This is a genomic window from Mesorhizobium hunchu (genome assembly GCF_040081975.1).
GTDB classification, from domain to species: domain Bacteria; phylum Pseudomonadota; class Alphaproteobacteria; order Rhizobiales; family Rhizobiaceae; genus Mesorhizobium; species Mesorhizobium hunchu.
Window position 1 is genome coordinate 99,351 of sequence record NZ_JBEBMG010000010.1, and the last position, 21,723, is coordinate 121,073.

The window sequence follows — 21,723 nt, forward strand, 5'->3', positions numbered from 1 at the left end:
CTTTTCAATGCTCCGGAATGGATCCCGGAAGCCGTCCTTCGCGTCGCTTCGGACAACTTCCGGGATAACGCAAACGATGGGAAGAACCCGAAAGGCTCAGTCCATCCTCACCGTGACGAAGCGCAGTTCGCCGGACTTGGAGGCCAGCATCAGGAGCGCGTTCTTGCGGCCCTGGTCCTTCAGGGCGGCGATGCGGTCCATCACGTCCTTGGGCGAAGCGACAGATTCCTGCGCGATCTCGGTGATGACCTCGCCGGCCTGTATGCCGCGTTCGGCGGCAGCCGAATCCTTGGCGACGTCGGTGATCACCACGCCGCTCACATCTGCGGCGATGCCGAATTTCTTGCGGGTGTCGTCGTTCAGTTCGCCGACGGTCATGCCGAGCACCGACGCGGTCGCGACAGGCGCCTGCTCGTCGCCGCCGCGATTGCCCTCGTCCTGGCCGCCGGCGTCCTCGTTGCCGGCGATCTTCTCGCCGTCCTCGAGGCGGCCGAGCGTCACCTGAACGGTCATTTCCTTACCCTTGCGCACAAGCAGGACATCGACGGCCTTGCCGACCGGGCTTTCGGCGACGACGCGCGGCAGGTCGCGCATCTCGTGAATATCCTTGCCGTCGAACTTGAGGACCACGTCGCCGGGCTGGATCTGCCCCTTGTCGACCGGACCGCCCTTGATGATGCCGGCGACCAGTGCGCCCTTGGGCGTGTCCATGCCGAGGCTTTCGGCGATGTCGTCGGTCACCGGCTGGATGCGCACGCCGAGCCAGCCGCGGCGCGTCTCGCCATACTGGCGCAACTGGTCGACGACGCCTTCGGCCATCTGCGCGGGGATCGAAAAGCCGATGCCGATCGAGCCGCCGGAGGGCGAGATGATGGCGGTGTTGATGCCGATCACCTCGCCGTCCATGTTAAACAGCGGTCCGCCGGAATTGCCCCGATTGATGGCCGCGTCGGTCTGGATGAAATCGTCATACGGGCCGGAATTGATGTCGCGGTTGCGCGCCGAGATGATGCCGACCGTCACGGTACCGCCGAGGCCGAACGGGTTGCCGATCGCCATTACCCAATCGCCGATGCGCATCTTGTTGGAATCGCCGAATTTCACGGCGGTCAGCTTGTGGCCCTTGGGATCGACCTTCAGCACCGCGATGTCGGTCTTGGTGTCGGTGCCGATCAGCTTGGCCTTCAGGGTGATTCCGTCCGAAAAATTGACCTCGATGTCGTCGGCGTCGGCGATGACGTGGTTGTTGGTCACCACGATGCCTTCCTGCGCATCGATGACGAAGCCGGAACCGAGAGACTGCACCTTCTGGCCGGCGCCGTCATTGTCGCCGCCGCGATCCTTGAAGAAGTCGTCGAAGAAATCCTGGAAGGGCGAACCCTCCGGCAGTTGCGGCATCGGCACAGCGCCGGGGCCTTCGGTTCCCTTGACGGTCTGCGAGGTCGAGATGTTGACGACCGCGCCGAGCAGCTTTTCGGCAAGGTCCGCCACGGAGGCCGGGCCGTCGGTCGGCGGCGTCGCTGCCGCGAAGGCCGGAACGGACAGGGCGCCGACCATCGTGACGGCCACAGCCGCGGCCAGCGTCACCCTGGCGCCGCGCAGAAAAGTTCCTCTGGTCATTGCATGCCTCCCGGCGTTCTCGAAATTCGGCGCAATCCGCTTGGCGCCATGTTGGCGAAGAATGCGGCGCGTTTGCGACTGCGCGAGCTTGCATCGGGTATCGCCGTGCGTCCAGCCGGCAGTTCGGTTCAGCCGCGCGCCAGCCACACGATCCCGACGCCCACGGCCACCGCGGCGAGACCGGCGATGCGCAGCGCGCTTTCCGGCATCGACAGCACTTCCGTGGCCAACCGCCGCGCCAGGCCCGGCAACCCGCCATAGACCACGCCCTCCACGACGAGGACGAGGCCAATGGCGGTCAGGAAGTCCTGCACCGGCCTATTGCTGGGCCGGCGCCGTAGGGACGGCGGTTCCTGTCGCCGCCGGCGCTTGCGCCGGAGGCTTTGCCGGCGATGTCGCCCCGCCCCCCTGAGGATCGCGGAAGAACCGGAAGAACTCGGAGTCCGGCGACAACAGCATCGTGGTGCCGGTATTGTCCAGTGCGGTGCCATAAGCGCTCATCGAGCGGTAGAAATCGAAGAACGACGGATCGCGCTGGTAGGCGTCGGCATAGATGGCGCTGCGCTCGGCATCGCCCTCGCCACGCAGGATCTCCGATTCCTTCTGCGCCTCGGCGACGATTTCAATCACCTCGCGGTCCGCACGCGCCCGGATGCGCTGGGCGGCCTCGCGGCCGCGGGCGCGCAGCCGCTCGGCCTCGGCAAGGCGCTCGGCCTTCATGCGGTCATAGGTCTGCTGCGAAACCTCGGCCGTGAGGTCCGTGCGGCGGATGCGCACGTCGTCGATCGTCAGGCCGAGCGACGTCGCGGCGGGCCGGAGCTGGTCGCGGACCTCGCGCATCATGTCGGCGCGCTCCTCCGACAGCGCCGCCTCGAAGCCACGCTGGCCATAGACCCGGCGCAGCGCCGCATCCAGACGCGTCTTCAGGCGCTGCTCGGCCTGCTCGATCGAGCCGGAAACGGCGGAGCGGAAAACCCGCGGATCGGAGATGTTGTAGGCGATGAAGGCATCGACCTCGTAGAACTTGCCGCCCGACACCTGTACGCGGATGTTGTCGAGATCGAAGCGCAGGACGCGTTTCTCGACCATCTGCACCGTGTCGGCGTCGAACATGGCGAACGGCAGCTTGAAATAGATACCGGGGTCGGACTTGACTTCGACGATCTCGCCGAAGCGCAGCACGATCGCCTGCTGGCGGGCGTTGACCACGAAGACCGACGAATAGGCGAGATAGAGAACGATCGCGGCGATGACCGCGATGACGGGAAGACGATTGGCCATCACGGGTTGCCTCCTGTCGAGGCAGCCGGCGCGGCAGGCGCCTTCGGCTGCAGTTCGGGCAGCGGCAGGTAGGGCAGCACGCCCTGGCTGCCGCCGTCGCCGACGATCACCTTGTTGGAATCCTGCAGGACCTTCTCCATCGTTTCGAGATAGATGCGCTTACGCGTGACGTCCGGCGCCTTGGCGTATTCGTCATAAACGGAAATGAAGCGCTTGGCCTCGCCCTGCGCTTCCTGCACGACGCGGTTCTTGTAGGCGGCCGCTTCCTCGCGAATCTGCGCGGCCTGACCGCGCGCGCCGCCAAGCTTCTGGTTGGAATACTGGTTGGACTCCTCGACGAAGCGGTCCTCGTCCTGCTCGGCGCGCTGCACCTCGTCGAAGGCGTCCGCCACTTCGCGCGGCGGCGCCGCATCCTCGATCGAGACGGCGTTGACGGTCAGGCCCGCCTTGTAGCTGTCCAGCGTGCTCTGGATGATGTCGCGCACGGATGCGGCGATGCCCTCGCGGTCGTCACGGAAGATGTCCTGCGCCGGACGTCGGCCGACCGCCTCGCGCATCGCGCTTTCGGCGACCTGCCGCAGCATGCCTTCGGGATCGGACACGTCGAACAGATAGGCGCGCGGGTCGGACACCTCGTAAGCCACGGAGAACTGCACGTTGACGATGTTCTGGTCGCCAGAGAGCATCAGGCCCGAGGAACTGGAATTGCGGGCGCTGTCGCCGATATTGACCAGTTGCTCGGAAATCTTGGCGGTTTCCACGGTTTCGATCGGCCACCAGTGGAAATGCAGGCCGGGTTCGGAGAGTTCGGCCTTGGGCTGGCCGAAGCGCAGTTCGACCGCGACCTCGTCGGGCTGCACGGTGTAGATGGCCTTGAACAGCCACAGACCGATCAGCACCAGCACGATCAGGCCGATGAGCGCGGGGCTCGCACCGCCGCCGCCCGGCAGCGCGCTGCGCAGCCTGTCCTGGCCGCGCCGGATGATGTCTTCAAGATCGGGAGGATTTCCCTGCGGACCGCCTGGGCCGCGCGGCCCCTGCCCCCACGGGCCACCATTGTTACCGCCGCCGCCCCATGGGCCGCCGCCTCCGCCGCTCTTGTCGTTCCAGGGCATGATGTCCTTTCGCTGACTTCCCTCTTGCGCCGGGGCGCTGCCTCATTGGTCGCCACCGGGGCGCTCAACCCTCTATAGGGACGCCGTCATCCGCTTTCAATGCGGGCGCCGCCGTTGCCGACGATTTGCGGGCTTCAAAGCCTGGCCCGCGTCGAAAACACGCGTCAAGCGCCTGTTTTCCTGCGCTCATAGACCACATGGCGCGTGGCGTGGCTGTCCTTTTCGCCGGCCGGGAGATCGTCCGAACTGACGGCTTGCCAGACAGCCGGATCGATCAGCGGAAACCGGGTGTCGCCGTCCACCGACGCCTTCACATGCGTGACGTGGAGCCGGTCAGCCAGGGGCAGCGCCTGGGCGTAGATCTGGCCGCCGCCGATGACGCAGATCTCGTCGGCGCCAGCCATGCAGCGCCCCCTGGCCCGCGCCAGCGTCAAGGCATCCTCAAGCGAGTGGACGATTTCGGCGCCTTCGGCCCGATAGGACGGATCGCGGGTCACGACGATGTTCAGGCGGCCGGGCAGCGGGCGCTTCGGAAAGCTTTCCCAGGTCTTGCGGCCCATGACGACCGGCTTGCCCATCGTGTCGGCCTTGAAGCGCTTGAGGTCGGAGGAAAGCCGCCACGGCAGGTCGCCTTCGCGCCCGATCACGCCGTTCTCGGCAATCGCCACGTGGATCGCCACATCCATAAATCGTCGCTCCCGTTTATCTTCCAGCCTTCAATGTCCGCAGACATCGTGCTGCAGCCACGCTATCCGCTTCGCTTCGATCTGGACAGTCCCGGCGCATTCGGGCACGACAGCGCCATGCGTACAATCCTCGTCGTCGGCATCGGCGCCGGCAATCCCGAACACCTGACCATCCAGGCCGTCAACGCGCTCAACCGCGCGGACGTGCTGTTCATCCCCGACAAGGGGGCGAAGAAGACCGAGCTGGCGGAGTTGCGGCGCGAAATCTGCGACCGCTTCGTCACCAATCCGGCGTCGCGGCGGGTCGAGTTCGACGTTCCGGCGCGGGCCGAACCGACCGCATCCTACCGCCAGACGGTGGACGACTGGCATGCGGCGATCGCCGGGATCTACGAGCGGCTGATCCGCGACGAGATCGGCGAGAACGGCTGCGGCGCATTCCTGATCTGGGGAGACCCGTCGCTCTACGACAGCGCGCTGCGCATACTGGAGCGGGTTTCGGCGCGCGGCGAAGTCGCGTTCGAACTGGAAGTCGTTCCCGGCATCACCGCCATACAGGCGCTCGCGGCCGGGCACAGGATGGCGCTGAACCGCATCGGCGACCCGTTTCTGGTGACGACCGGACGGCGCCTCGCAGAGGACGGGCTGCCCACCAATGCCGGCACGACCATCGTCATGCTGGACGGCCAGTTGGCCTTCCGCTCGGTGACGGACAAGGACGCCACGATCCATTGGGGCGCCTATCTCGGCACCACAGACGAAATCCTCGTCAGCGGCCGCCTCGGCGACATGGAGGACGAGATCGTGCGCGTGCGCGAGGAAGCACGGGCGCAAAAGGGCTGGATCATGGACACGTACCTGATCCGGAAGGCCGAAACCCCTTCCTCCTGAGATCGGCAAGCGGAGCGCCCGCTTCGCTGGTCTATCGAAACACAAGGCCCTGTTTCCGAACGACGGCTACAGCGTCGGCGAATTCATGTGCTATGCTTCGCGAAACAAGCAGGGAGGCAGCCTATGAAGGCATCGGAAGCGGTCATCGCCTGGAATGGGTCGACCACGCACAGGGACGAAGGACAGGCGGGCAGCATCGCCGTGGGTCCGCTGCTCTTCGACGGCGACACTGACTGGACGCGGCCGTATTTCTACACGGGCGGGGCCGCCGAAGTGTATCGGAGAAACCTCCCGGAGAAGGACCAGCAGTTCGCCGTCCTTCGGGATTTCTACGCGCTCGTCTTCACCTATGGCCTGGACCCCTATCTCGTTCACCGCGCGCTCCTGCACATCGACGAGTACCAGGATATCATCAAGGCGATGGGCGCCGGACCCGACAAGGACGAGCTCGGCCACGACCCCGATGTCGGCTATGCCAGGCTGGATTATCCCGTTCCAGCTGTCGAGGAACAGCGGGTCGAGCGGTCCTTTCATTTCGCGCTGGCGACTTGAACCCAGTCATCATTTCATCAGGCGAGTCGCTTGTTTTGACTTGCGACGGGTGAAGGGCGCAGTCAGCCCGCTTCGATCTCGGCCTGCAAGGCCTGCATATGCGCGGACGCGGCGGCACCCGCCGCCTTCTCGATGGCGCGGTAGCGGCTGACGACCGCCAGCCCCACCGGCGTCAGTTGCGCGCCGCCGCCCTGCCGGCCGCCGGTCTGCGCCGCCACCAGCGGCTTGCCGAACACCCGGTTCATGTCCTCGACGAGATCCCAGGCGTGCTTGTAGGACATCTCCATGGCGCGTGCGGCGGCCGAGATCGAGCCGAAGGCGGCGATGTTCTCCAGAAGCTCGATCTTGCCGGGGCCGATGCGGCCGTCGGGATCGAGATTGATGCGTAGGCTCAGCGACGGCATGGACTTCTCCCGGTTCCAGCATAGCGGCGGCGCCGCACGACCGCTATTCCAAATTGCAATAACGGTTGCATTACTCAGGCATCGATGTCGCCGCGCGGCCCGGCCGCCATGTTTGCCCGGTCGAAGCTGACCGTCTTGACCACCGCGAACACCTTGCGGCCCGGTTTCAGGTCCAGCGCCTCGCGTGACTGCCGCGTGACGCGCGACAGGACCGGTGTGCCGCCGCAATCGATCCGCACCTCGACCGCTCCGCCCTCCCCCGGCTCGACCATATCGATCGTTCCCGGCATGATGTTGAGCGCCGACAGGCCGTGCGGCCGCTCGGTCGCGATCATCACGTCGCGGGCGCGGATGCGGATGCGCACGGGCGCGCCCACGGCAAGGTCGAGCCGCGGCACGCGGATTTCGCCCGCGCCGGAGGCCAGCACGGTCATGGCGAACGCCTCGTCGTGACGGGCGACGACGGCCTCTATCAGCGCGCCGCCCTCGCCGCGCTCGTCGCCCGGAAGAAGATCGAACCGCTGCATGATCCGGGCCGCCGGACCGGAGGCGGCCACCTTGCCGTCGGCCAGCACCACGATTTCGCTGGCCAGCCGTGCAACCTCCGCTACCGAATGGCTGACATAGACGATGGGGATCTTCGTCTGGTCGCGCAGACGCTCGATATAGGGCAGAATCTCGGCCTTGCGCGCCTCGTCGAGCGCCGCCAGCGGCTCGTCCATCAGGAGCAGGCGTGGGCTGGCGAGCAGCGCCCGGCCGATCGCCACGCGCTGCTTTTCGCCGCCCGACAGGCCGGACGGTCGGCGCTCCAGCAGATGGCCGATGCCGAGCAGATCCACCACCGCGTCCATCTTCGCGTAGCGCTCCGCCGTAGGTGTGAAGAAGCGACCGTAGCGCAGGTTGGCGGCGACGCTGAGATGCGGAAAGAGCCGCGCGTCCTGGAAGACGAGGCCGATCCTGCGCTTGTGCCTCGGCACGAAGACGCGTTTTTCGGAATCGACCAGAACCCGGCCGTCGACTGTGATCCTGCCGTGCTCGGGGCGAACCAATCCGGCGATCATGTTGATCAGCGAGGTCTTGCCGGAGCCGGAGGGCCCGAACAGAGCGGTAAGCCGGCCGCCGCTCTCGAAGCGGGTCTCCAGCAGGAAATCGCCCTGGTGGTGGACGATATCGACATCCAGCGTCATTCGAGATTCAGCCTCTGGCCGACACGGCGCGCCAGCACCTCGGACACGACGAGCGCGGCCATCGAGATGATGATGGAGATGAGGGTCAACCGCAGCGCGCCCTCGTCGCCGCCCGGTATCTGGGTGAAGGTGTAGATCGCCGACGGCAGGGTCTGCGTCTCGTTCGGGATGTTGGAGACGAAGGTGATGGTGGCGCCGAACTCGCCCATCGCCTTGGCGAAGGAGAGGATCATGCCGGCGATGATGCCGGGCAGGATCAGCGGCAGGGTCACGGTGGCGAACACCCAACCCACATTGGCGCCCAGCGTTCCTGCCGCCGCCTCGAGCCTGCGGTCCACCGATTCGATCGACAGGCGGATCGCCCGCACCATCAGCGGAAAGCCCATCACCGCGCAGGCGAGCGCGGCGCCCGTCCAGCGGAAGGAGAAGACGATGCCGAAATGCTCGGCGAGAAAGGCCCCGGCCGGTCCGCGCCGGCCGAAGGTGAGCAGCAAAAGGTAGCCTGTAACGACCGGCGGCAGCACCAGCGGCAGGTGGACAAGACCGTTGAGCAGCGTCTTGCCCCAGAACCGGCCGCGCGCCAGGAGCAGCGCGACGGCGATGCCGAGCGGCAGGCTCGCCAGCATCGCCACGGTCGCCACCTTGATCGACAGCCGGACCGCGTTCCATTCGTCGGGTGTGAGGTCCGTCAGCCAGTTCATGCCGTCTCGAAGTCGCCCAAGCCTTCAGGCAAGGCTTACTGTGCTCCGCCGAGAACCGTAAAGCCCTGCGCCTCGTAAAGCGGCTTGGCCTTGTCGGATTCCGCGCATTTCAGCCATGCGCCGGCGTCGGCATCCTTGGAATCGGCGGTTTCGGCGATCGGATAGACGATCGGCTTGTGCGAGTCCTCCGGGAAGGTGCCGATCACCTTGACGCCCGGCTCGGCAACGGCATCGGTCGCGTAAACGATGCCGGCAGCCGCCTCGCCGGTGGCGACCAGCTTGAGCGCGGCGCGCACGTTATCGGCCTGCGCGAGCTTGTTCTCGACCGATGACCACATGTCGAGCGATTCCAACGCCGACTTGCCGTACTTGCCGGCCGGAACCGAACTCACCTCGCCCATGGCGAGCCTGCCGCCGCCGAGCAGGCCGGCTAGATCGAAGCCCTTCTTGAGGTCGGCGGTCGCCGTCGAACCCTTCGGCGCCACGAGCACGATGGCGTTGCCGAGCAGCTGCTTTTCCGTGTCGGCCTTCACGAGGTTCTTGTCATGCAGGTACTTCATCCAGTCGAGATCGGCGGAGATGAAGACGTCGGCGGGCGCACCGCCCTCGATCTGCTTGGCCAGCGCCGAGCTCGATGCGTAGGAAATCGAGGCTTCCTCGCCGACCTCCGCCGCGCAGGCCTTGTTCACGGCGTCCAGCGCGTTCTTCATGCTGGCGGCGGCGAAAACGGTCACCTTTCCGTCGTCGGCGCGGGCGGCGGACAGGCCCGCCGTCAATGCGAGACCGAGAGCGCCCGCAGCCGCCAACCCCTTCAATCCCCAGAACCCGTGCTTGGTCATCAAATCTCTCCCTTGTCCGTCTTGATATGTCGGTCGTTCCAGATGCGTTCGGCTCGAAGCCGGCAGGCGATATATTCATATGAATATAACAAATGGAAGCGTCTCGCGATTTTTTCTGTAAGATGCCATTGCTGCGGCTGTATCCGCACGGATACGATGGCGCTCGCCAACGCCGCCAGACATTCGAGGAGGACGCACCATGAAGATCAGCGCGCGCAACACGCTCAAGGGCACCATCACGGACATCGTCAAGGGCGCGACGACCTCGCATGTCAGGATCGACATAGGCGGCGCCGTCGTGACCGCCTCGATCACCAACGAAGCGGTGGACGAATTGAAGCTGACCGTCGGAAAGCAGGCCTACGCTGTGGTCAAGGCATCCGACGTGATGGTGGGCGTGGATTGATCGTCTGGCTCTCCGTCTCTCCGGGGAGCACAGATGTCATACCGCGATGGGTGCCTTGATGCTGGCATCCGCCACGTAGTTCTCCAGGCGGAAATCCTCGAAGCGGAAGGCGAACAGGTCTTTCACCTCAGGGTTGATCCACATCGTCGGCAACGGCTTCGGCGTCCGCTGCAACTGTTCGCGCGCCTGCTCGAAATGGTTCGAATAGAGATGCGCGTCGCCGAGCGTATGGACGAAATCGCCCGGTCTGAGGCCGGTCACCTGCGCCATCATCATCGTCAGCAGCGCGTAGGAAGCAATGTTGAACGGCACGCCGAGGAAGATGTCGGCCGAGCGCTGGTAGAGCTGGCAGGACAGACGCCCGTCGGCGACGTAGAACTGGAACAGGCAGTGGCAGGGCGGCAGCGCCATCTCGTCCACCTCGGCCGGGTTCCAGGCGGACACGATGAGCCGGCGTGACTGAGGATTCTGCCTTATCTCGTTCAAAACATTTGCGATCTGGTCGATCGTCCCGCCGTGGCCGTCTGGCCAGCTTCGCCATTGCTTGCCGTAGACAGGGCCGAGCTCGCCACGCTCGTCCGCCCACTCGTCCCAGATGGTGACGCCGTGGTCGTTGAGGTATTTGATGTTGGTGTCGCCGGCCAGGAACCACAGCAATTCGTGGATGATCGACTTCAGGTGCAGCTTCTTGGTCGTCAGGACCGGAAAGCCCCGCCCGAGGTCGAAGCGCATCTGATAGCCGAACACCGAGCGCGTGCCGGTGCCGGTGCGGTCGCCGCGGTCGGCGCCGTAGTCGAGCACATGCTGGAGAAGATCGAGATACTGGCGCAACGGCGGGCTCCGATTCGGGACCGGACCATCATAGCGCGGGCGCGCCTTGCTGCCCATGAAAGCCGGCGAGAGACCGGACAATGCACGCTATCCACAGCGCCGGCAGAAACTACCTGCCGTCATCCCGGCCGCTGCCGCGCGGCCAAGGGACGCAAGGCGAGAGCCGGGATCCATTCCGTGACTTTGCCAACGTTCCGGAATGGATCCCGGATAGCCAACTTCGCTTCGCTACGTTCGGCTTCCGGGATGACGTCCGTCTCTCTTGACGATCGAGCCCTCAGAGGCTCTTGAGCTTGCCCAGTTCCTTGGCGACCAGATAGTAGAAGGTCACCCGGCCCTTGGAATTGTCGCCAGCCATCAGCTTGGCGACCTTGGCCGTGGCGGCTTCGGCGGCGGCGGCGTCGACGCCGAGCTTCTTGACGCCCCAATTGTCGCGCACGCGGTCCAGTTCCTTCTGGTCGGTCGCCGAAACCAGCGAGGAGTCGCGGTTCCTCAGCGCGATGCCGAGATGCTTCACGATCTTATCGACCACGGCGGCGTCGGCGCCTGCGTCGTACTTCTTCACGTCTGCGAGATAGTCGGCCATGGAAAATATTCCCCTCGTCGGAGTCACGATTTCAACGGCGAGGCCCGGCCACAACCTATACGCTAGGCAGACTCTCTCCTCACCGTGGACGAACTTCGATTGCGAAGGCCGGCATGTCAACCCTTTCCGGCGCTTCGCGGCCGTCAGCGCATCACGCTCGCGGACCGCTCGGCGGGCGTGATCGGCTGGACGACTTCCTTCTTCTGCGCCACCGGCCGGAAGCCCAGCTTCTGGTAGAGCGGCAGGGCGGCCGGATGATCGAGCGTGCAGGTCTGCACCGTGACCTTGCGCGGATCGTGCGACCAGCATGCCTCGATCGCCGCGCCGAGGAACCAGCGGCCGATCCCCTGCCCCTGCGCATGTTCCATCATGCCGAAATAAGCGAGTTCCGCCTCCTGCGGCAGATGCGGCTTGACGTCGAAGAAGCCGGCCGGTGCGCCGTCCAGATAGAGGACGCGGATATCACGATCCTCGCGATGAATGGTCGCTTCCAGTTCCTCGTCGGAGAGCTTCAGCGTGTTGACCCAATGCCATTTGCGGCCGACCCGGTCCGTCAGGTAGCGATAGAAATGCAATGGCATATCCTTCGTCCTGAGCAGCGCGATCTGCCGGTTGTAGGGCAGCGGCGGGTAGTGCGCCGGCGGCGCCTGCATCTCCAGGAAAGTCACCGTCACCTCGATCGGCGCGGGGCGGGCCTTGTCCATGCTCGTCACGCCCTGCCTGCGCCCGCCGGACTGGTCTCCACAGGCGTGTCCGCCTGGCTGCCCCATTCCGTCCACGACCCGTCATAGAGCCGGTTGTCGGAATGGCCGAGCGTCTCCAGCGCGAGCGTCACGACAGCCGCCGTGATGCCGGAGCCGCAGGAGGTGACCACCGGTTTCGACAGGTCGATGCCGGCGCCTTCGATCACATCCCTCAGGCGGCTTGCGGAGAGAAGTTCGCCGTTTTCCGACAGCGCCGTCGCCGGCACGTTGCGCGCCCCCGGCATATGGCCGGAGCGCACGCCGGCGCGGGGTTCCGGATCAGTACCGGCGAAGCGGCCGGCTGGCCTCGCATCGGCGATCTGGACGCCGGCGTCGACGGTCGCGCGCATGGCGGCGAGGCCGACCACCCGCCCTTCGTCGAAAACGGCGTTGAAGACGCAGGGCGCCACCTTCGTCGGCTCGGCCGTCACCGGCCGCCCGGACGCCTTCCAGCGATCGAGACCGCTTTCCAGCACATAGACCTCGGATGCGCCCATGACACGGAACATCCACCAGGCACGCGGCGCGGAGAAGAAACCGGGGCCGTCATAGACGACGACGGTGTCTTCGGCCGATATGCCGAGCGCGCCAACGAACTTCGCGAAATGCTGCGGCGTGGCCAGCGTGTGCGGCAGGGGCGAGTCCGGATCGGAAACGGCGTCCTGGTCGAGGAAGACGGCGCCCGGAATATGGGCGGCCCTGTATTCGTCCTGCGCGTTGCGCTGCTGGGCCGGCAGATACCAAGAAGCGTCCACGACGGAGACGCCCGGCTTGCCCAGCCGCCGTTCAAGCCAGTCCGCGTCTACGGTAAAGGGGCTGTCCTCGGCCATCTGTCCTCCTCACGGCTCATCGCCTCACGCCTGCGGCGGCGGACCGAAGCGGATGCGGAAGCGCCGGTTCTCGCGGCCCTTCTTCTCGATCTTGCCGATATGGATGTCGCCGATCTCGCCGGTGCGCGCAACATGCGTGCCGCCGCAGGGCTGACTGTCCACCGATTCGTCGTCGCCGATGCAGACCAGCCGGATGCCGCCCAGCCCGCTCGGCGGGCGCACGTTTTTGGATTTGACGATGCCGGGATTCGCCGCGAATTCCGCGTCGGTGATCCAGCGGGTGAAAACGGGATGATCCGCCCGCACCAGATCCATCAGCTTCGCCGTCACGTCCTCTTTCGTAAACCCTGAGTCCGGCAGGTCGAAATCGACGCGCGAATCGTCCTCCGCCACCGCAGCACCCGTGATCGGATAAGGACAGACGACGCTGAGCAGATGGCAGGCCGTATGCATGCGCATGAGACGGTGCCGCCGCTCCGAGTCGATCGCAAGCTTCACCACATCCCCGGCCTGCGGCGCCGGCTGGTCCTGCCCGGGCACATGGATGATCTCGTCCTTCGTCTCGCCCGTCACCGTGGCGGCGACGGCGATGCGGCGGCCGTCGCCCAGCGTGATCGCGCCCGTATCCCCCGGCTGGCCGCCCGAGGTGGCGTAGAAGATCGTCCGATCGAGGATGATGCCGCCCCGCTCGTTGACGGCAACGACTGCCGCCTCCGTCTCGCGCAGATAGGAATCGTCGCGAAACAGCGCCTGCGTGCGATGGCCCATCAATCGACCTGCTCGAACGGCACGTCGATCTCGGGTTTCGCTTCCATCCATTCGGGAACGGGCAATCCCTTGCCGCGCAGGAACTCGGGATTGAACAATTTGGACTGATAGCGCGTGCCGTAGTCGCACAGGACGGTCACGATGGTGTGGCCGGGACCGAGATCGCGCGCCAGCCTTATGGCGCCTGCGATGTTGATGCCGGTCGAGCCGCCGAGGCACAGCCCCTCTTCCTGGACGAGGTCGAAGATGATCGGCAGCGCCTCGTCGTCCGGTATCTGGTAGGCGAAGTCCGGCTGGAACCCTTCGAGATTGGCGGTGATGCGTCCCTGCCCGATGCCCTCGGTGATCGAGGAGCCTTCGGACTTCAACTCGCCATCGGTATAGAAGGAATAGAGCGCTGCACCGAGGGGATCGGCCAGCGCGATCTTGACGTCCTTGCTGTGGCCGCGCAGGCCCGCCGCGACGCCGGCCAGCGTGCCGCCGGAGCCGACGGCCGAGACGAAGCCGTCGATCCTGCCGCCCGTCTGCTCCCAGATCTCGCGCGCGGTGGTCACGACATGGCCGTCCCGGTTGGCGACATTGTCGAACTGGTTGGCCCAGATCGCGCCTTCCGGTTCGCTTCGAGCCATCTGCGCGGCCAGGCGCCCCGAGAGCTTCACATAGTTGTTCGGGTTCCTGTAGGGCACGGCCGGAATCTCGATCAGCTCGGCCCCGAGCAGGCGCAGCGCGTCCTTCTTCTCCTGGCTCTGGGTCTCCGGGATGACGATGACGGTTCTGTAGCCGAGCGCCTTGGCGACCAGGGTGAGGCCGATGCCGGTGTTGCCGGCTGTGCCCTCGACGATGACCCCTCCGGGATTCAGGAGCCCGCGCTTTTCGGCATCGCGGATGATGAACAGGCCCGCCCTGTCCTTCACCGACTGGCCGGGATTCATGAATTCGGCCTTGCCGAGGATTTCGCAGCCGGTCGCCTCCGAAGCCTTGTTGAGACGGATGAGCGGCGTGTTGCCGATCGCTTCGATTACCGAACGGTCCATGACGATCCTTTCCCTTGTGCTGCGACCGTAGAAACGCCGGCCCCGGCTTTCAAGGCACGAAATCGCCTGGACCAGCCGCATTTTGTCGTGACGCGCCTGCCCGGCGGCCCGCCAGAGAAAAGTTTTCCGCGGCGGTGTGCCGTCGCGTCAGGCGCGAAACCTCTTTTCTTTGCGTGGCCGCACGGCTAGACCCCGCCCCGGGGCGCGCTTTTTCCAGGACAGGGTATGACACTCTACAGGGCCAACCCGAGCGATGGCATCGCCTGGATCACCGGCGGCAGTTCCGGCATCGGTCGCGCCCTCGCCAAGGAACTGGCCGCGGCCGGCTTCACCGTCTGCGTCACCGCGCGCGACGAGGATCCGATCGATGCGCTGATCGCCGCGGCCGGTCCGCTTCGCGGCCGCATCCTCGCCTATCCCTGCGACGTGACGGACGAGCAGCGCATGGCCGCCACCGTCACGGAAATCGAACGCAAGGTGGGGCCGATCGCGCTGGCCGTCTTCAACGCCGGCGCTTATGTGCCGATCGCGGGCGAGAACATGTCGGTGCGCAAGTTCCGGCGCATCTTCGACGTCAACGTGATGGGGGTCGTGCACGGCCTCGTGCCGGTGGTGCGCCACATGCGCGAGCGCGGGCATGGCCATGTCGTGCTGGTCGGGTCCATCAGCGCCTATTTCGGCTGGCCGACCACGGCCGCCTACGGCGCCAGCAAGGCGGCGCTCAACCGGATGGCGGAATCGCTGAAGTTCGATTTCGACAAGATCAACATCCGCATCCAGGTGGCCAATCCCGGCTTCGTCGACACCCCGCTGGTGAAATACAACGAGTTCCGCATGCCGGCGCTGCTGCCGGCCGATACGGCGGCACGGCGGCTGATGCGCGGCATCGGGCACGGCGGCTTCGAGATCAGCTTTCCGCGCAGGCTGGCCTGGCCGCTGAAGCTTCTCGGCCTGCTGCCGCGGGCCTGGTGCCTGTGGCTGCTGACGCGGCTGACCGGCTGGGCAAAGCGGCCGCTGAGCTTCGGTCGCCGACCGCCCCGATAGCGGCCCCGCCCTCAGCGAGCGGAACGGCCGCGGGCGCGGCGATGCCCCCACCAGACCACGACGCGACGGCGCCAGCGGCGCACGAAGGCGAACTCGTAGGACAGGACCAGCAACCCGGCGGGGATCATCCAGAAGCCGAGGATGGGCAGGAACCCCAATATGCCCCCGAGGATTAGGGCGACACCGATGGCGACGCGCGCGGCGCGCGAGCGCGGCATGGCGAAATCGCGGCCGAAAACGGTTATCCTGGGAGATTTCTGCTGATCGTCGATTTCGGGGCTCATCTCGGCTCTGTGGTCGGGGCTCATGGTCCCTCGTTCGGGGTCGACATATCTGCAATCGGCCCGGAAGAGGCTAGAGCATTTCCGGCGAAAACAGAACGTCGTCAATGCTCTATCTCATTGTTTTTACGCAACTGCGGACGCAAAACCGCTGCGCATCTTTGCTGGAATTTCTCTATATGAGGAGATGCAACGCGCAATGCCAGCAATCAGCCCGCCGGTTTTCCCGAAAAAATCGCGATTGCAGCTTTGCAAAGCCGGAATCGGTTTGCTATAGGCAGCGCCACTGACACGAGAGCCTCTGTTCCCCGGTAGCTCAGTGGTAGAGCAACCGGCTGTTAACCGGTTGGTCGCTGGTTCGAATCCGGCCCGGGGAGCCATTCAATTTCGCTGTTTTGCCCATGTTCACCGCCCTGCCCGCGCGTTATGCGCGTCGCACGCATGGCCGTCGCGTCGCGCGGCCGGTAAGCGAACTGGCCGCTCGAACCTCGATCGCAACCAAAGTTGCATTGACGCCCCAGCCTTCTGTTGGCCTATTGCCGAAGTAGCCGCTCTTGGCCGCACGACGGCGCACGGGCGGGGGCTTCGGAAAAAGCGGGTACTGTCTTTTCCCTGCAGCCAGAACGGAAAAGCCATTGGGAGGAATAGATGGCACAGTTCAACAATGACAAGGCCGGCCTGTCGCGCCGCAACGTGCTGCAACTCGGCACGCTGGCGGGCGCGACCCTGATACCGGGCTTCGGCAATATCGGCTGGGCCTACGCCGCCGACGACAAGCCGGCGATCGGCACCTGGCCGGCCGGCTCCGAGGGAGACACCGTCAGCGTTGCCGCCGCCGTGCCGCTCACGGGCAGCTATGCGGTGCAGGGCGCGGACGAGCTCAAGGGATGGGAGCTCGCCGTTGAGCACATCAACACCGGCCACGAGCTGATGAAGAAGCTCGCGCCGAAGGTCGACAACGGCCTGCTCGGCAAGAAGGTCAAGCTGCTCTCGGCCGACTCGGCCGCCAAGCCGAACAACGCGGTGCAGTCCGTGCAGACCTTCATCAACGACAACAAGATCATCCTGATGACCGGCTCGACCTCGTCCGCCGTGGCCGTCGCGCTCAACAAGTTCGCACAGCGCGAGAAGATCCTCTACGTGGCCGGCATTTCCGGCTCCAACGACACCACCGGCAAGGATTGCGTGCGCTATGGCTTCCGCCAGAACTTCTTCGGCCAGACCGCCGCTGCCGCGATCGGCCCGGTGCTCTTGAAGCAGTTCGGCAAGAACAGGAAGGCGGCGTTCATGACGCCGGACTACACCTACGGCCACACCGTGACGAAGTCGGTGAACGACTACCTGACCGCCAACGGCGGCTGGGAGATGGTCACCAACCAGGTGTCGCCGCTCGGCACCCAGGACTTCAGCCAGTATCTGACCAACATCGCCAATTCCGGCGCCGAGTTCCTCATCAACGTCAACTGGGGCCGCGATGCGGTGCTGTCGACCCAGCAGGCCAAGCAGTTCGGCCTCCTGCCCCAGATGACGCTGGTCATCCCCTACCAGATTCCGTTCCTCGCCAAGGAAGTGGGACCGGACATCACCGAGGGCGTCTTCGCGGCGACCGAATTCTGGTGGACGCAGGAAGACCAGTATCCGCTGGCCAAGATGTTCGTCGACGCCTTCCAGGAGAAGTACGGCTACCGGCCCGAATGGGGCGCCGAGAACAGCTATGTCAGCTTCGCACACTGGGCGCGCATGGTTTCGGAAGCGGGCAGCTTCTACCCGCCGGACGTCATCAAGCAATACGAGAAGGGCGAGACCATTCCGTCCCTGCAGGGCGACGTCCATTACCGGCCCGAAGACCACCAGTGCGTCCGTTCCGTCACCATCGTCCGCGGCAAGGCCAAGAAGGACATGAAGAACGACGAGGACTTCTGGGAAATCGTCGAAGAAGTGCCCGGCGAAGGGCTGATGCAGAAGCCCGACGAGTTCGGCTGCCAGCTCGGCGACTACACCTGAGCCTTCGCACTCCCCTTCCCTGCCCGATCGGGCAGGGAAGGCAATTCACGCCGGTCTGCGCAACCGGTCGCGCCCTGGGGCCGACCTGCGCGAAGTGACGGGCGTTACCGGGCCGGTCTGCGATATGCGGCGACCGGCCGATCTTGTTCAACCTCAATGCGGGCGGCAGCGTGGTCAACTGGGCAAACTTCATATCGCAATGTTTCAACGGGCTGGTAACCGGCGCGCTTCTGGCGCTGATCTCGTCCGGCCTGACGATCATCTACGGCACGCTCGGCGTGCTGAACCTGGCGCATGGCGCCATGTTCATGCTCGGCGGCTATGCCGGCTGGGTGGCCTATACCTATACCGGGTCCTTCCTCGCAGCGGTCGTGGTCGGCTCGCTGTTCGTCATGGTCGTGGGCGTGGTGATGGAACGGCTCGTCATACGCCATTTCTATACAAGGCCGCATGAGGACCAGCTCCTCGTCACCTTCGGCCTCGGCATCGTCTTCGTCGAGGCGGTGCGCTTTTTCTTCGGCAGCCTGTCGCAGACCGTCCCGCCGCCCGGCCCGCTGGTCGGCATCACGCATCTCGGCTTCATGGTCTATCCGACCTACCGGCTGGCCCTGCTCGGCATCGTGGCGGTGGCGCTGCTGGTGCTCTACTTCGTACTCTACCGCACCCGCATCGGCATGATCGTGCGCGCCGGCATCGAGGACTCGGGAATGGTCGATTCGCTGGGGATCGACGTCTACAAGGTCTTCATGCTGGTGTTCGGCATCGGCGCGATGGCGGCCGGCTTCGCCGGCATCGTCAACGCGCCCGTGGTCTCGATCGCTCCCGACGTGGGCGAGGCGATCCTGGTGCAGACCTTCGTGGTGGTGGTCATCGGCGGCGTCGGCTCCTTCCCCGGGGCCATCATCGGCGGCCTGATCGCCGGGGAGATCATCTCCATCACGTCGATGTTCAATCCTGGCTATGCCTACATCATGCTGTTTGTGGCGATGACTCTCGTGCTGGTGCTGCGCCCCCATGGGCTGCTCGGCACCGCGGGTCGCGAATAGAGGCGACCGACAATGAGAATGAAGCGTCCCTACCTCGTGGAACTGATCACGGCGCTCGCCCTGATCCTCGTACCTTTCGTGCTGCCCCATCTCGGCTTCTCGCCCAGCACCATCAACCGCATCCTGATCTGGGGCCTGTTCGGCCTCGGCTTCGATCTCCTGTTCGGCTATACGGGCCTGCTGTCGTTCGGCCAGTCCGCCTTCTATGGCACGGGCGGCATGTTCGCGGCCTACCTGATGACCGAGATGGACTTTCCCCACGTCACCACGGCGGTCGTTCTCGGCGCCATCGTGGCCGGCGTCGTCGGTTATCTGGTCGGCCTGATCGCGCTGAAACGGACCGGCATCTATTTCGCCATGATCACCGTGGCCATCGCCGAGGTCTTCTTCTTCGTCGAATTCAATCCGCTGGCGGCCTTCACCGGCGGCGAAAACGGCCTGCCGGGCGTACCGACGCCGAAATTCAACCTCGGCTTCACGGTGTTGAAGTTCGACACCGACTGGTCGATGTATACGTTCCTGGCGTTCTGGTATTTCATCGGACTGGTCGTGGCACTGCGCATCGTGCGCTCGCCGGTCGGGGCGATCCTGTCGGCCATCCGCGACAACCCGCTGCGCGCCACGGCGCTCGGCCACAACATCCACGGCTACAAGCTGACTGCCTTCGTGGTAGCGGCGATCTATGCGGGCTTCGCCGGCGGGCTGCTCGGAGTCATGCAGGGCTTCATGCCGCCCGACGCCTTCATGTTCGACACCTCTGGCCAGCTCGTCATGCAGACGGCGATCGGCGGCGCGGGCACCCTGTTCGGACCGCTGGTGGGCGCCACCGTCTGGCTCTATCTCAGCGACTTCTTCCAGAACACGCTGCATCTCGGCGCCACCTGGAAGCTGGTGCTCGGCATCGTCTTCGTGTTGCTGGTGTGCTTCCTCAGGCGCGGCATCGTCGGCGGCATCGTCGATCTCTACACGCTCGCGGTCGGCGCCAGGAAAAAGGTCGGCGATCCTGCCGACGAAACGGAAACCCCGGATGTCGATCCGTCGACCATCGAGCCAATGCCGACGCGCAGGCGCACCGAAGCAAGCGCAAGCGGCCCCATCCTGAAGGCGACGGGGCTTAGCAAGCGCTATGGCGGCCTTTTCGCCAACAGCGACATCGACTTCCAGGTCGATCACGGAGAGATGCGCGGCATCATCGGGCCGAACGGCGCGGGCAAGAGCACCTTCTTCAAGATGCTCACCTGCGAGGTGAAGCCGACCTCGGGCAAGATCATGTTCGAGGGTCAGGATATCACCGGCAAAAGCGTCACCGACGTGTGCCAGCTAGGCCTCACCAAGAGCTATCAGATCAACCAGCTTTTCGACCGGCTGACGGTGCGCCAGAACCTGACCATCGCAGCGCTGGGCGAGACCCGCGGCAAGTTCCGACTCGACCTGTTCCGCGCGATGCGCTCGGTGCCGGGGCTGACCGAGCAGGTCGCGCGCACGGCCGTCCTGGTCAACCTGACCCGCCGGCTCGACACGCCCGTCTCCGAACTGGCCTATGGCGAGAAGCGGCGCCTCGAGATCGGCCTGGCGCTCGCCACCTCGCCCAGCCTGCTGCTGCTCGACGAGCCGCTGGCCGGCATGAGCCCGCGCGAGCGCGTCGAGACGGTGGCGCTGCTGAAGTCGATCGCACGCGGACGCACCATGATCATCATCGACCACGATATGGATTCGCTGTTCGAACTGGTCGAGAAGGTGACCGTGCTGCAGGAAGGCAAGGTGCTGGTGGAAGGCACTCCGACCGAGATCAAGAACAACGCTAAGGTACAGGAAGCCTATCTCGGCGGCGTGCATGGAGAAGTGGCATGAGCCTGCTCGAAGTCAGCGGACTGAACAGCTACTATGGCGACAGCCACATCCTGTTCGATGTCGGCCTCAGGGTCGAGAAGAACGAAGTGGTCGCCCTGCTCGGCCGCAACGGCGCGGGCAAGAGCACCACGCTGAAGAGCCTGATGGGCGTCGTCACGCCGAAAACAGGCTCCGTCAAGCTCGACGGTGAGGAACTCGCCGGCAAGAAGGCGCACTCGATCGCCCGGCGCGGCATGCAGCTCGTGCACGAGAACCGCCGCATCTTCGGCAGCCTGAACGTCGAGGAGAACATCATCCTCGCCGGGTTGACGGCAGAGAACAAATGGCCGCTGGAGCGCATCTACGCCATGTTCCCGCGCCTGAAGGAGCGCCGCACCAGTCGCGGCACGGATCTCTCGGGCGGCGAACAGCAGATGCTGGCGATTGCGCGCGCGCTGGTGCGCGATCCCAAGATCGTGCTGCTCGACGAGCCCTTCGAAGGTCTTGCGCCGGTCATCGTGCATGACCTGGTGCGGGCCTGCCGGGAACTGGCGCAGGCCGGCCAGACGATCGTTCTGGTGGAGCAGAATCTCGCCGCGACGCTGGCGCTGGCCAGCCGTGTCTATATCATCAACAATGGCCATATCGCGCATGAGGGACCGGCGGAAGAACTGAAGAAACAGCCGGAACTGCTGCAGCGCTATCTCGGCGTCTGACGATTTTCAGGGACATTTAAGAAGGGCCGACCCCGCGGGCCGGCCTCTTGTCGACAATCTTTCCATTTCCGGAACGGCCCGGTCAGTGCTGGCCACCCTTGCGGCCGGCTTCGGAAGCCCGTTCGCGGTCCTCGGCGAAATTGCCGCTGCCGCCGCGATGGCCGCCCTGCTGTCGGTTCTCACCCTGTTCGGCCTGTTGCTGACGGGAACGGTTCTCGTCGTTCTTGTGGCTCTGCTGGCCGGCCTTCACGTGCTGTTCGTGGGTTCCGCCTTGGTTGGGCATGTCTCTTCTCCTGTCTGTCGCGCCCCGCGACAAGGTGACGAATGA

25 protein-coding genes and 1 tRNA gene are annotated in these 21,723 nt (G+C 65.2%); 9 read left to right on the top strand and 17 right to left on the bottom strand.

Annotated features, from left to right (window positions below; translation table 11 throughout):
* Nucleotides 1-96: 96 nt before the first annotated feature.
* The 5 genes from ABMA46_RS17075 to ABMA46_RS17095 form a co-directional block, all read right to left on the bottom strand.
* Nucleotides 97-1,620, bottom strand: a complete 1,524-nt coding sequence (locus ABMA46_RS17075; RefSeq protein WP_349001141.1) for a DegQ family serine endoprotease — start codon at nucleotides 1,618-1,620, stop codon at nucleotides 97-99.
* Between the two features lie 128 nt (nucleotides 1,621-1,748).
* Entirely contained in the window at nucleotides 1,749-1,934 is a 186-nt protein-coding gene (locus tag ABMA46_RS17080) for a DUF2065 domain-containing protein (protein ID WP_349001142.1), read from the bottom strand.
* 4 nt (nucleotides 1,935-1,938) lie between these two features.
* Nucleotides 1,939-2,901, bottom strand: a complete 963-nt coding sequence (gene hflC, locus ABMA46_RS17085) for a protease modulator HflC (protein WP_349001143.1) — start codon at nucleotides 2,899-2,901, stop codon at nucleotides 1,939-1,941.
* Nucleotides 2,901-4,016 carry an FtsH protease activity modulator HflK gene (hflK, locus tag ABMA46_RS17090; protein ID WP_349001144.1) on the bottom strand — a complete coding sequence of 372 codons (1,116 nt, stop codon included), beginning with the start codon at nucleotides 4,014-4,016 and terminating at the stop codon, nucleotides 2,901-2,903. The genes hflC and hflK overlap by 1 nt, the downstream gene beginning before the upstream one ends.
* Nucleotides 4,017-4,180: 164 nt before the next feature.
* Nucleotides 4,181-4,702 (bottom strand): dihydrofolate reductase, encoded by a 522-nt coding sequence (locus ABMA46_RS17095; protein ID WP_349001146.1) that lies wholly within the window; start codon nucleotides 4,700-4,702, stop codon nucleotides 4,181-4,183.
* A gap of 117 nt (nucleotides 4,703-4,819) precedes the next feature.
* On the opposite strand from ABMA46_RS17095, the gene cobF reads away from it, so the two are divergent.
* Together cobF and ABMA46_RS17105 are read left to right on the top strand one after the other, a co-directional pair.
* Nucleotides 4,820-5,593 carry a precorrin-6A synthase (deacetylating) gene (gene cobF / locus ABMA46_RS17100; protein ID WP_349001224.1) on the top strand — a complete coding sequence of 258 codons (774 nt, stop codon included), beginning with the start codon at nucleotides 4,820-4,822 and terminating at the stop codon, nucleotides 5,591-5,593.
* 123 nt (nucleotides 5,594-5,716) lie between these two features.
* Nucleotides 5,717-6,145, top strand: coding sequence for a hypothetical protein (locus ABMA46_RS17105; RefSeq protein ID WP_349001147.1), 429 nt, complete (start codon nucleotides 5,717-5,719; stop codon nucleotides 6,143-6,145).
* A gap of 62 nt (nucleotides 6,146-6,207) precedes the next feature.
* On the opposite strand, the gene ABMA46_RS17110 is transcribed toward ABMA46_RS17105, so the two are convergent.
* From ABMA46_RS17110 to modA, 4 genes are all read right to left on the bottom strand, one after another.
* Nucleotides 6,208-6,549 (bottom strand): winged helix-turn-helix domain-containing protein, encoded by a 342-nt coding sequence (locus tag ABMA46_RS17110; RefSeq protein ID WP_349001149.1) that lies wholly within the window; start codon nucleotides 6,547-6,549, stop codon nucleotides 6,208-6,210.
* Between the two features lie 74 nt (nucleotides 6,550-6,623).
* Entirely contained in the window at nucleotides 6,624-7,736 is a 1,113-nt protein-coding gene (gene modC, locus ABMA46_RS17115) for a molybdenum ABC transporter ATP-binding protein (protein ID WP_349001150.1), read from the bottom strand.
* Complete coding sequence (gene modB / locus ABMA46_RS17120) at nucleotides 7,733-8,437, bottom strand: molybdate ABC transporter permease subunit (protein ID WP_349001152.1); 705 nt, start codon at nucleotides 8,435-8,437, stop codon at nucleotides 7,733-7,735. Before modB ends, modC begins: the two co-directional genes overlap by 4 nt.
* A gap of 35 nt (nucleotides 8,438-8,472) precedes the next feature.
* A complete protein-coding gene (modA, locus tag ABMA46_RS17125) occupies nucleotides 8,473-9,276 on the bottom strand; it encodes a molybdate ABC transporter substrate-binding protein (protein WP_349001153.1) in 804 nt (267 codons plus the stop codon).
* Between the two features lie 199 nt (nucleotides 9,277-9,475).
* On the opposite strand from modA, the gene ABMA46_RS17130 reads away from it, so the two are divergent.
* The gene (locus ABMA46_RS17130; RefSeq protein WP_349001155.1) at nucleotides 9,476-9,682 is read left to right on the top strand and encodes a TOBE domain-containing protein; all 207 of its coding nucleotides are present in this window, start codon (nucleotides 9,476-9,478) and stop codon (nucleotides 9,680-9,682) included.
* Nucleotides 9,683-9,718: 36 nt separating this feature from the next.
* Here ABMA46_RS17130 and ABMA46_RS17135 read toward each other — a convergent pair whose 3' ends face one another.
* From ABMA46_RS17135 to ABMA46_RS17160, 6 genes are all read right to left on the bottom strand, one after another.
* Complete coding sequence (locus tag ABMA46_RS17135; RefSeq protein ID WP_349001225.1) at nucleotides 9,719-10,513, bottom strand: thymidylate synthase; 795 nt, start codon at nucleotides 10,511-10,513, stop codon at nucleotides 9,719-9,721.
* A 277-nt stretch (nucleotides 10,514-10,790) separates the two neighbouring features.
* On the bottom strand, nucleotides 10,791-11,099 hold the full coding sequence (locus ABMA46_RS17140) for a DUF2853 family protein (RefSeq protein ID WP_349001157.1): 309 nt from the start codon (nucleotides 11,097-11,099) through the stop codon (nucleotides 10,791-10,793).
* Nucleotides 11,100-11,242: 143 nt separating this feature from the next.
* Nucleotides 11,243-11,803, bottom strand: coding sequence for a GNAT family N-acetyltransferase (locus ABMA46_RS17145; RefSeq protein WP_349001159.1), 561 nt, complete (start codon nucleotides 11,801-11,803; stop codon nucleotides 11,243-11,245).
* Nucleotides 11,804-11,808: 5 nt separating this feature from the next.
* Nucleotides 11,809-12,672: a 3-mercaptopyruvate sulfurtransferase gene (gene sseA / locus ABMA46_RS17150; protein ID WP_349001161.1), complete on the bottom strand. Its 864-nt coding sequence runs from the start codon at nucleotides 12,670-12,672 to the stop codon at nucleotides 11,809-11,811.
* 24 nt (nucleotides 12,673-12,696) lie between these two features.
* Nucleotides 12,697-13,440, bottom strand: coding sequence for an alanyl-tRNA editing protein (locus ABMA46_RS17155; RefSeq protein ID WP_349001162.1), 744 nt, complete (start codon nucleotides 13,438-13,440; stop codon nucleotides 12,697-12,699).
* Nucleotides 13,440-14,474 (bottom strand): cysteine synthase A, encoded by a 1,035-nt coding sequence (locus ABMA46_RS17160; protein ID WP_349001164.1) that lies wholly within the window; start codon nucleotides 14,472-14,474, stop codon nucleotides 13,440-13,442. Before ABMA46_RS17160 ends, ABMA46_RS17155 begins: the two co-directional genes overlap by 1 nt.
* 225 nt (nucleotides 14,475-14,699) lie before the next feature.
* Between ABMA46_RS17160 and ABMA46_RS17165 the strand changes: the two genes are divergently transcribed.
* On the top strand, nucleotides 14,700-15,518 hold the full coding sequence (locus ABMA46_RS17165) for an SDR family NAD(P)-dependent oxidoreductase (protein WP_349001166.1): 819 nt from the start codon (nucleotides 14,700-14,702) through the stop codon (nucleotides 15,516-15,518).
* A gap of 11 nt (nucleotides 15,519-15,529) precedes the next feature.
* Here ABMA46_RS17165 and ABMA46_RS17170 read toward each other — a convergent pair whose 3' ends face one another.
* Nucleotides 15,530-15,802, bottom strand: coding sequence for a PGPGW domain-containing protein (locus ABMA46_RS17170; RefSeq protein WP_349001227.1), 273 nt, complete (start codon nucleotides 15,800-15,802; stop codon nucleotides 15,530-15,532).
* A gap of 302 nt (nucleotides 15,803-16,104) precedes the next feature.
* Here ABMA46_RS17170 and ABMA46_RS17175 point away from each other — a divergent pair.
* The 5 genes from ABMA46_RS17175 (at nucleotide 16,105) to ABMA46_RS17195 (ending at nucleotide 21,395) form a co-directional block, all read left to right on the top strand.
* A tRNA-Asn gene (locus ABMA46_RS17175) sits at nucleotides 16,105-16,179 on the top strand.
* Nucleotides 16,180-16,447: 268 nt separating this feature from the next.
* Nucleotides 16,448-17,803 carry a substrate-binding protein gene (locus ABMA46_RS17180; RefSeq protein ID WP_349001168.1) on the top strand — a complete coding sequence of 452 codons (1,356 nt, stop codon included), beginning with the start codon at nucleotides 16,448-16,450 and terminating at the stop codon, nucleotides 17,801-17,803.
* Nucleotides 17,804-17,973: 170 nt separating this feature from the next.
* On the top strand, nucleotides 17,974-18,849 hold the full coding sequence (locus ABMA46_RS17185) for a branched-chain amino acid ABC transporter permease (protein WP_349001229.1): 876 nt from the start codon (nucleotides 17,974-17,976) through the stop codon (nucleotides 18,847-18,849).
* Between the two features lie 12 nt (nucleotides 18,850-18,861).
* Nucleotides 18,862-20,700: a branched-chain amino acid ABC transporter ATP-binding protein/permease gene (locus ABMA46_RS17190; RefSeq protein WP_349001169.1), complete on the top strand. Its 1,839-nt coding sequence runs from the start codon at nucleotides 18,862-18,864 to the stop codon at nucleotides 20,698-20,700.
* Entirely contained in the window at nucleotides 20,697-21,395 is a 699-nt protein-coding gene (locus ABMA46_RS17195) for an ABC transporter ATP-binding protein (protein ID WP_349001171.1), read from the top strand. Before ABMA46_RS17190 ends, ABMA46_RS17195 begins: the two co-directional genes overlap by 4 nt.
* Nucleotides 21,396-21,477: 82 nt before the next feature.
* On the opposite strand, the gene ABMA46_RS17200 is transcribed toward ABMA46_RS17195, so the two are convergent.
* Complete coding sequence (locus tag ABMA46_RS17200; protein ID WP_349001172.1) at nucleotides 21,478-21,678, bottom strand: KGG domain-containing protein; 201 nt, start codon at nucleotides 21,676-21,678, stop codon at nucleotides 21,478-21,480.
* Nucleotides 21,679-21,723: the final 45 nt, after the last annotated feature.

Excerpts from the sequence above, each read along its gene's own strand:
- ABMA46_RS17075 (WP_349001141.1), bottom strand. The coding sequence starts at position 1,620 with ATGACCAGAGGAACTTTTCTGCGCGGCGCCAGGGTGACGCTGGCCGCG.
- hflC (WP_349001143.1), bottom strand. The coding sequence starts at position 2,901 with ATGGCCAATCGTCTTCCCGTCATCGCGGTCATCGCCGCGATCGTTCTC.
- hflK (WP_349001144.1), bottom strand. The coding sequence starts at position 4,016 with ATGCCCTGGAACGACAAGAGCGGCGGAGGCGGCGGCCCATGGGGCGGC.
- ABMA46_RS17095 (WP_349001146.1), bottom strand. The coding sequence starts at position 4,702 with ATGGATGTGGCGATCCACGTGGCGATTGCCGAGAACGGCGTGATCGGG.
- cobF (WP_349001224.1), top strand. The coding sequence starts at position 4,820 with ATGCGTACAATCCTCGTCGTCGGCATCGGCGCCGGCAATCCCGAACAC.
- ABMA46_RS17105 (WP_349001147.1), top strand. The coding sequence starts at position 5,717 with ATGAAGGCATCGGAAGCGGTCATCGCCTGGAATGGGTCGACCACGCAC.
- ABMA46_RS17110 (WP_349001149.1), bottom strand. The coding sequence starts at position 6,549 with ATGCCGTCGCTGAGCCTACGCATCAATCTCGATCCCGACGGCCGCATC.
- modC (WP_349001150.1), bottom strand. The coding sequence starts at position 7,736 with ATGACGCTGGATGTCGATATCGTCCACCACCAGGGCGATTTCCTGCTG.
- modB (WP_349001152.1), bottom strand. The coding sequence starts at position 8,437 with ATGAACTGGCTGACGGACCTCACACCCGACGAATGGAACGCGGTCCGG.
- modA (WP_349001153.1), bottom strand. The coding sequence starts at position 9,276 with ATGACCAAGCACGGGTTCTGGGGATTGAAGGGGTTGGCGGCTGCGGGC.
- ABMA46_RS17130 (WP_349001155.1), top strand. The coding sequence starts at position 9,476 with ATGAAGATCAGCGCGCGCAACACGCTCAAGGGCACCATCACGGACATC.
- ABMA46_RS17140 (WP_349001157.1), bottom strand. The coding sequence starts at position 11,099 with ATGGCCGACTATCTCGCAGACGTGAAGAAGTACGACGCAGGCGCCGAC.
- ABMA46_RS17145 (WP_349001159.1), bottom strand. The coding sequence starts at position 11,803 with ATGGACAAGGCCCGCCCCGCGCCGATCGAGGTGACGGTGACTTTCCTG.
- sseA (WP_349001161.1), bottom strand. The coding sequence starts at position 12,672 with ATGGCCGAGGACAGCCCCTTTACCGTAGACGCGGACTGGCTTGAACGG.
- ABMA46_RS17155 (WP_349001162.1), bottom strand. The coding sequence starts at position 13,440 with ATGGGCCATCGCACGCAGGCGCTGTTTCGCGACGATTCCTATCTGCGC.
- ABMA46_RS17160 (WP_349001164.1), bottom strand. The coding sequence starts at position 14,474 with ATGGACCGTTCGGTAATCGAAGCGATCGGCAACACGCCGCTCATCCGT.
- ABMA46_RS17165 (WP_349001166.1), top strand. The coding sequence starts at position 14,700 with ATGACACTCTACAGGGCCAACCCGAGCGATGGCATCGCCTGGATCACC.
- ABMA46_RS17170 (WP_349001227.1), bottom strand. The coding sequence starts at position 15,802 with ATGAGCCCCGAAATCGACGATCAGCAGAAATCTCCCAGGATAACCGTT.
- ABMA46_RS17180 (WP_349001168.1), top strand. The coding sequence starts at position 16,448 with ATGGCACAGTTCAACAATGACAAGGCCGGCCTGTCGCGCCGCAACGTG.
- ABMA46_RS17190 (WP_349001169.1), top strand. The coding sequence starts at position 18,862 with ATGAGAATGAAGCGTCCCTACCTCGTGGAACTGATCACGGCGCTCGCC.
- ABMA46_RS17195 (WP_349001171.1), top strand. The coding sequence starts at position 20,697 with ATGAGCCTGCTCGAAGTCAGCGGACTGAACAGCTACTATGGCGACAGC.
- ABMA46_RS17200 (WP_349001172.1), bottom strand. The coding sequence starts at position 21,678 with ATGCCCAACCAAGGCGGAACCCACGAACAGCACGTGAAGGCCGGCCAG.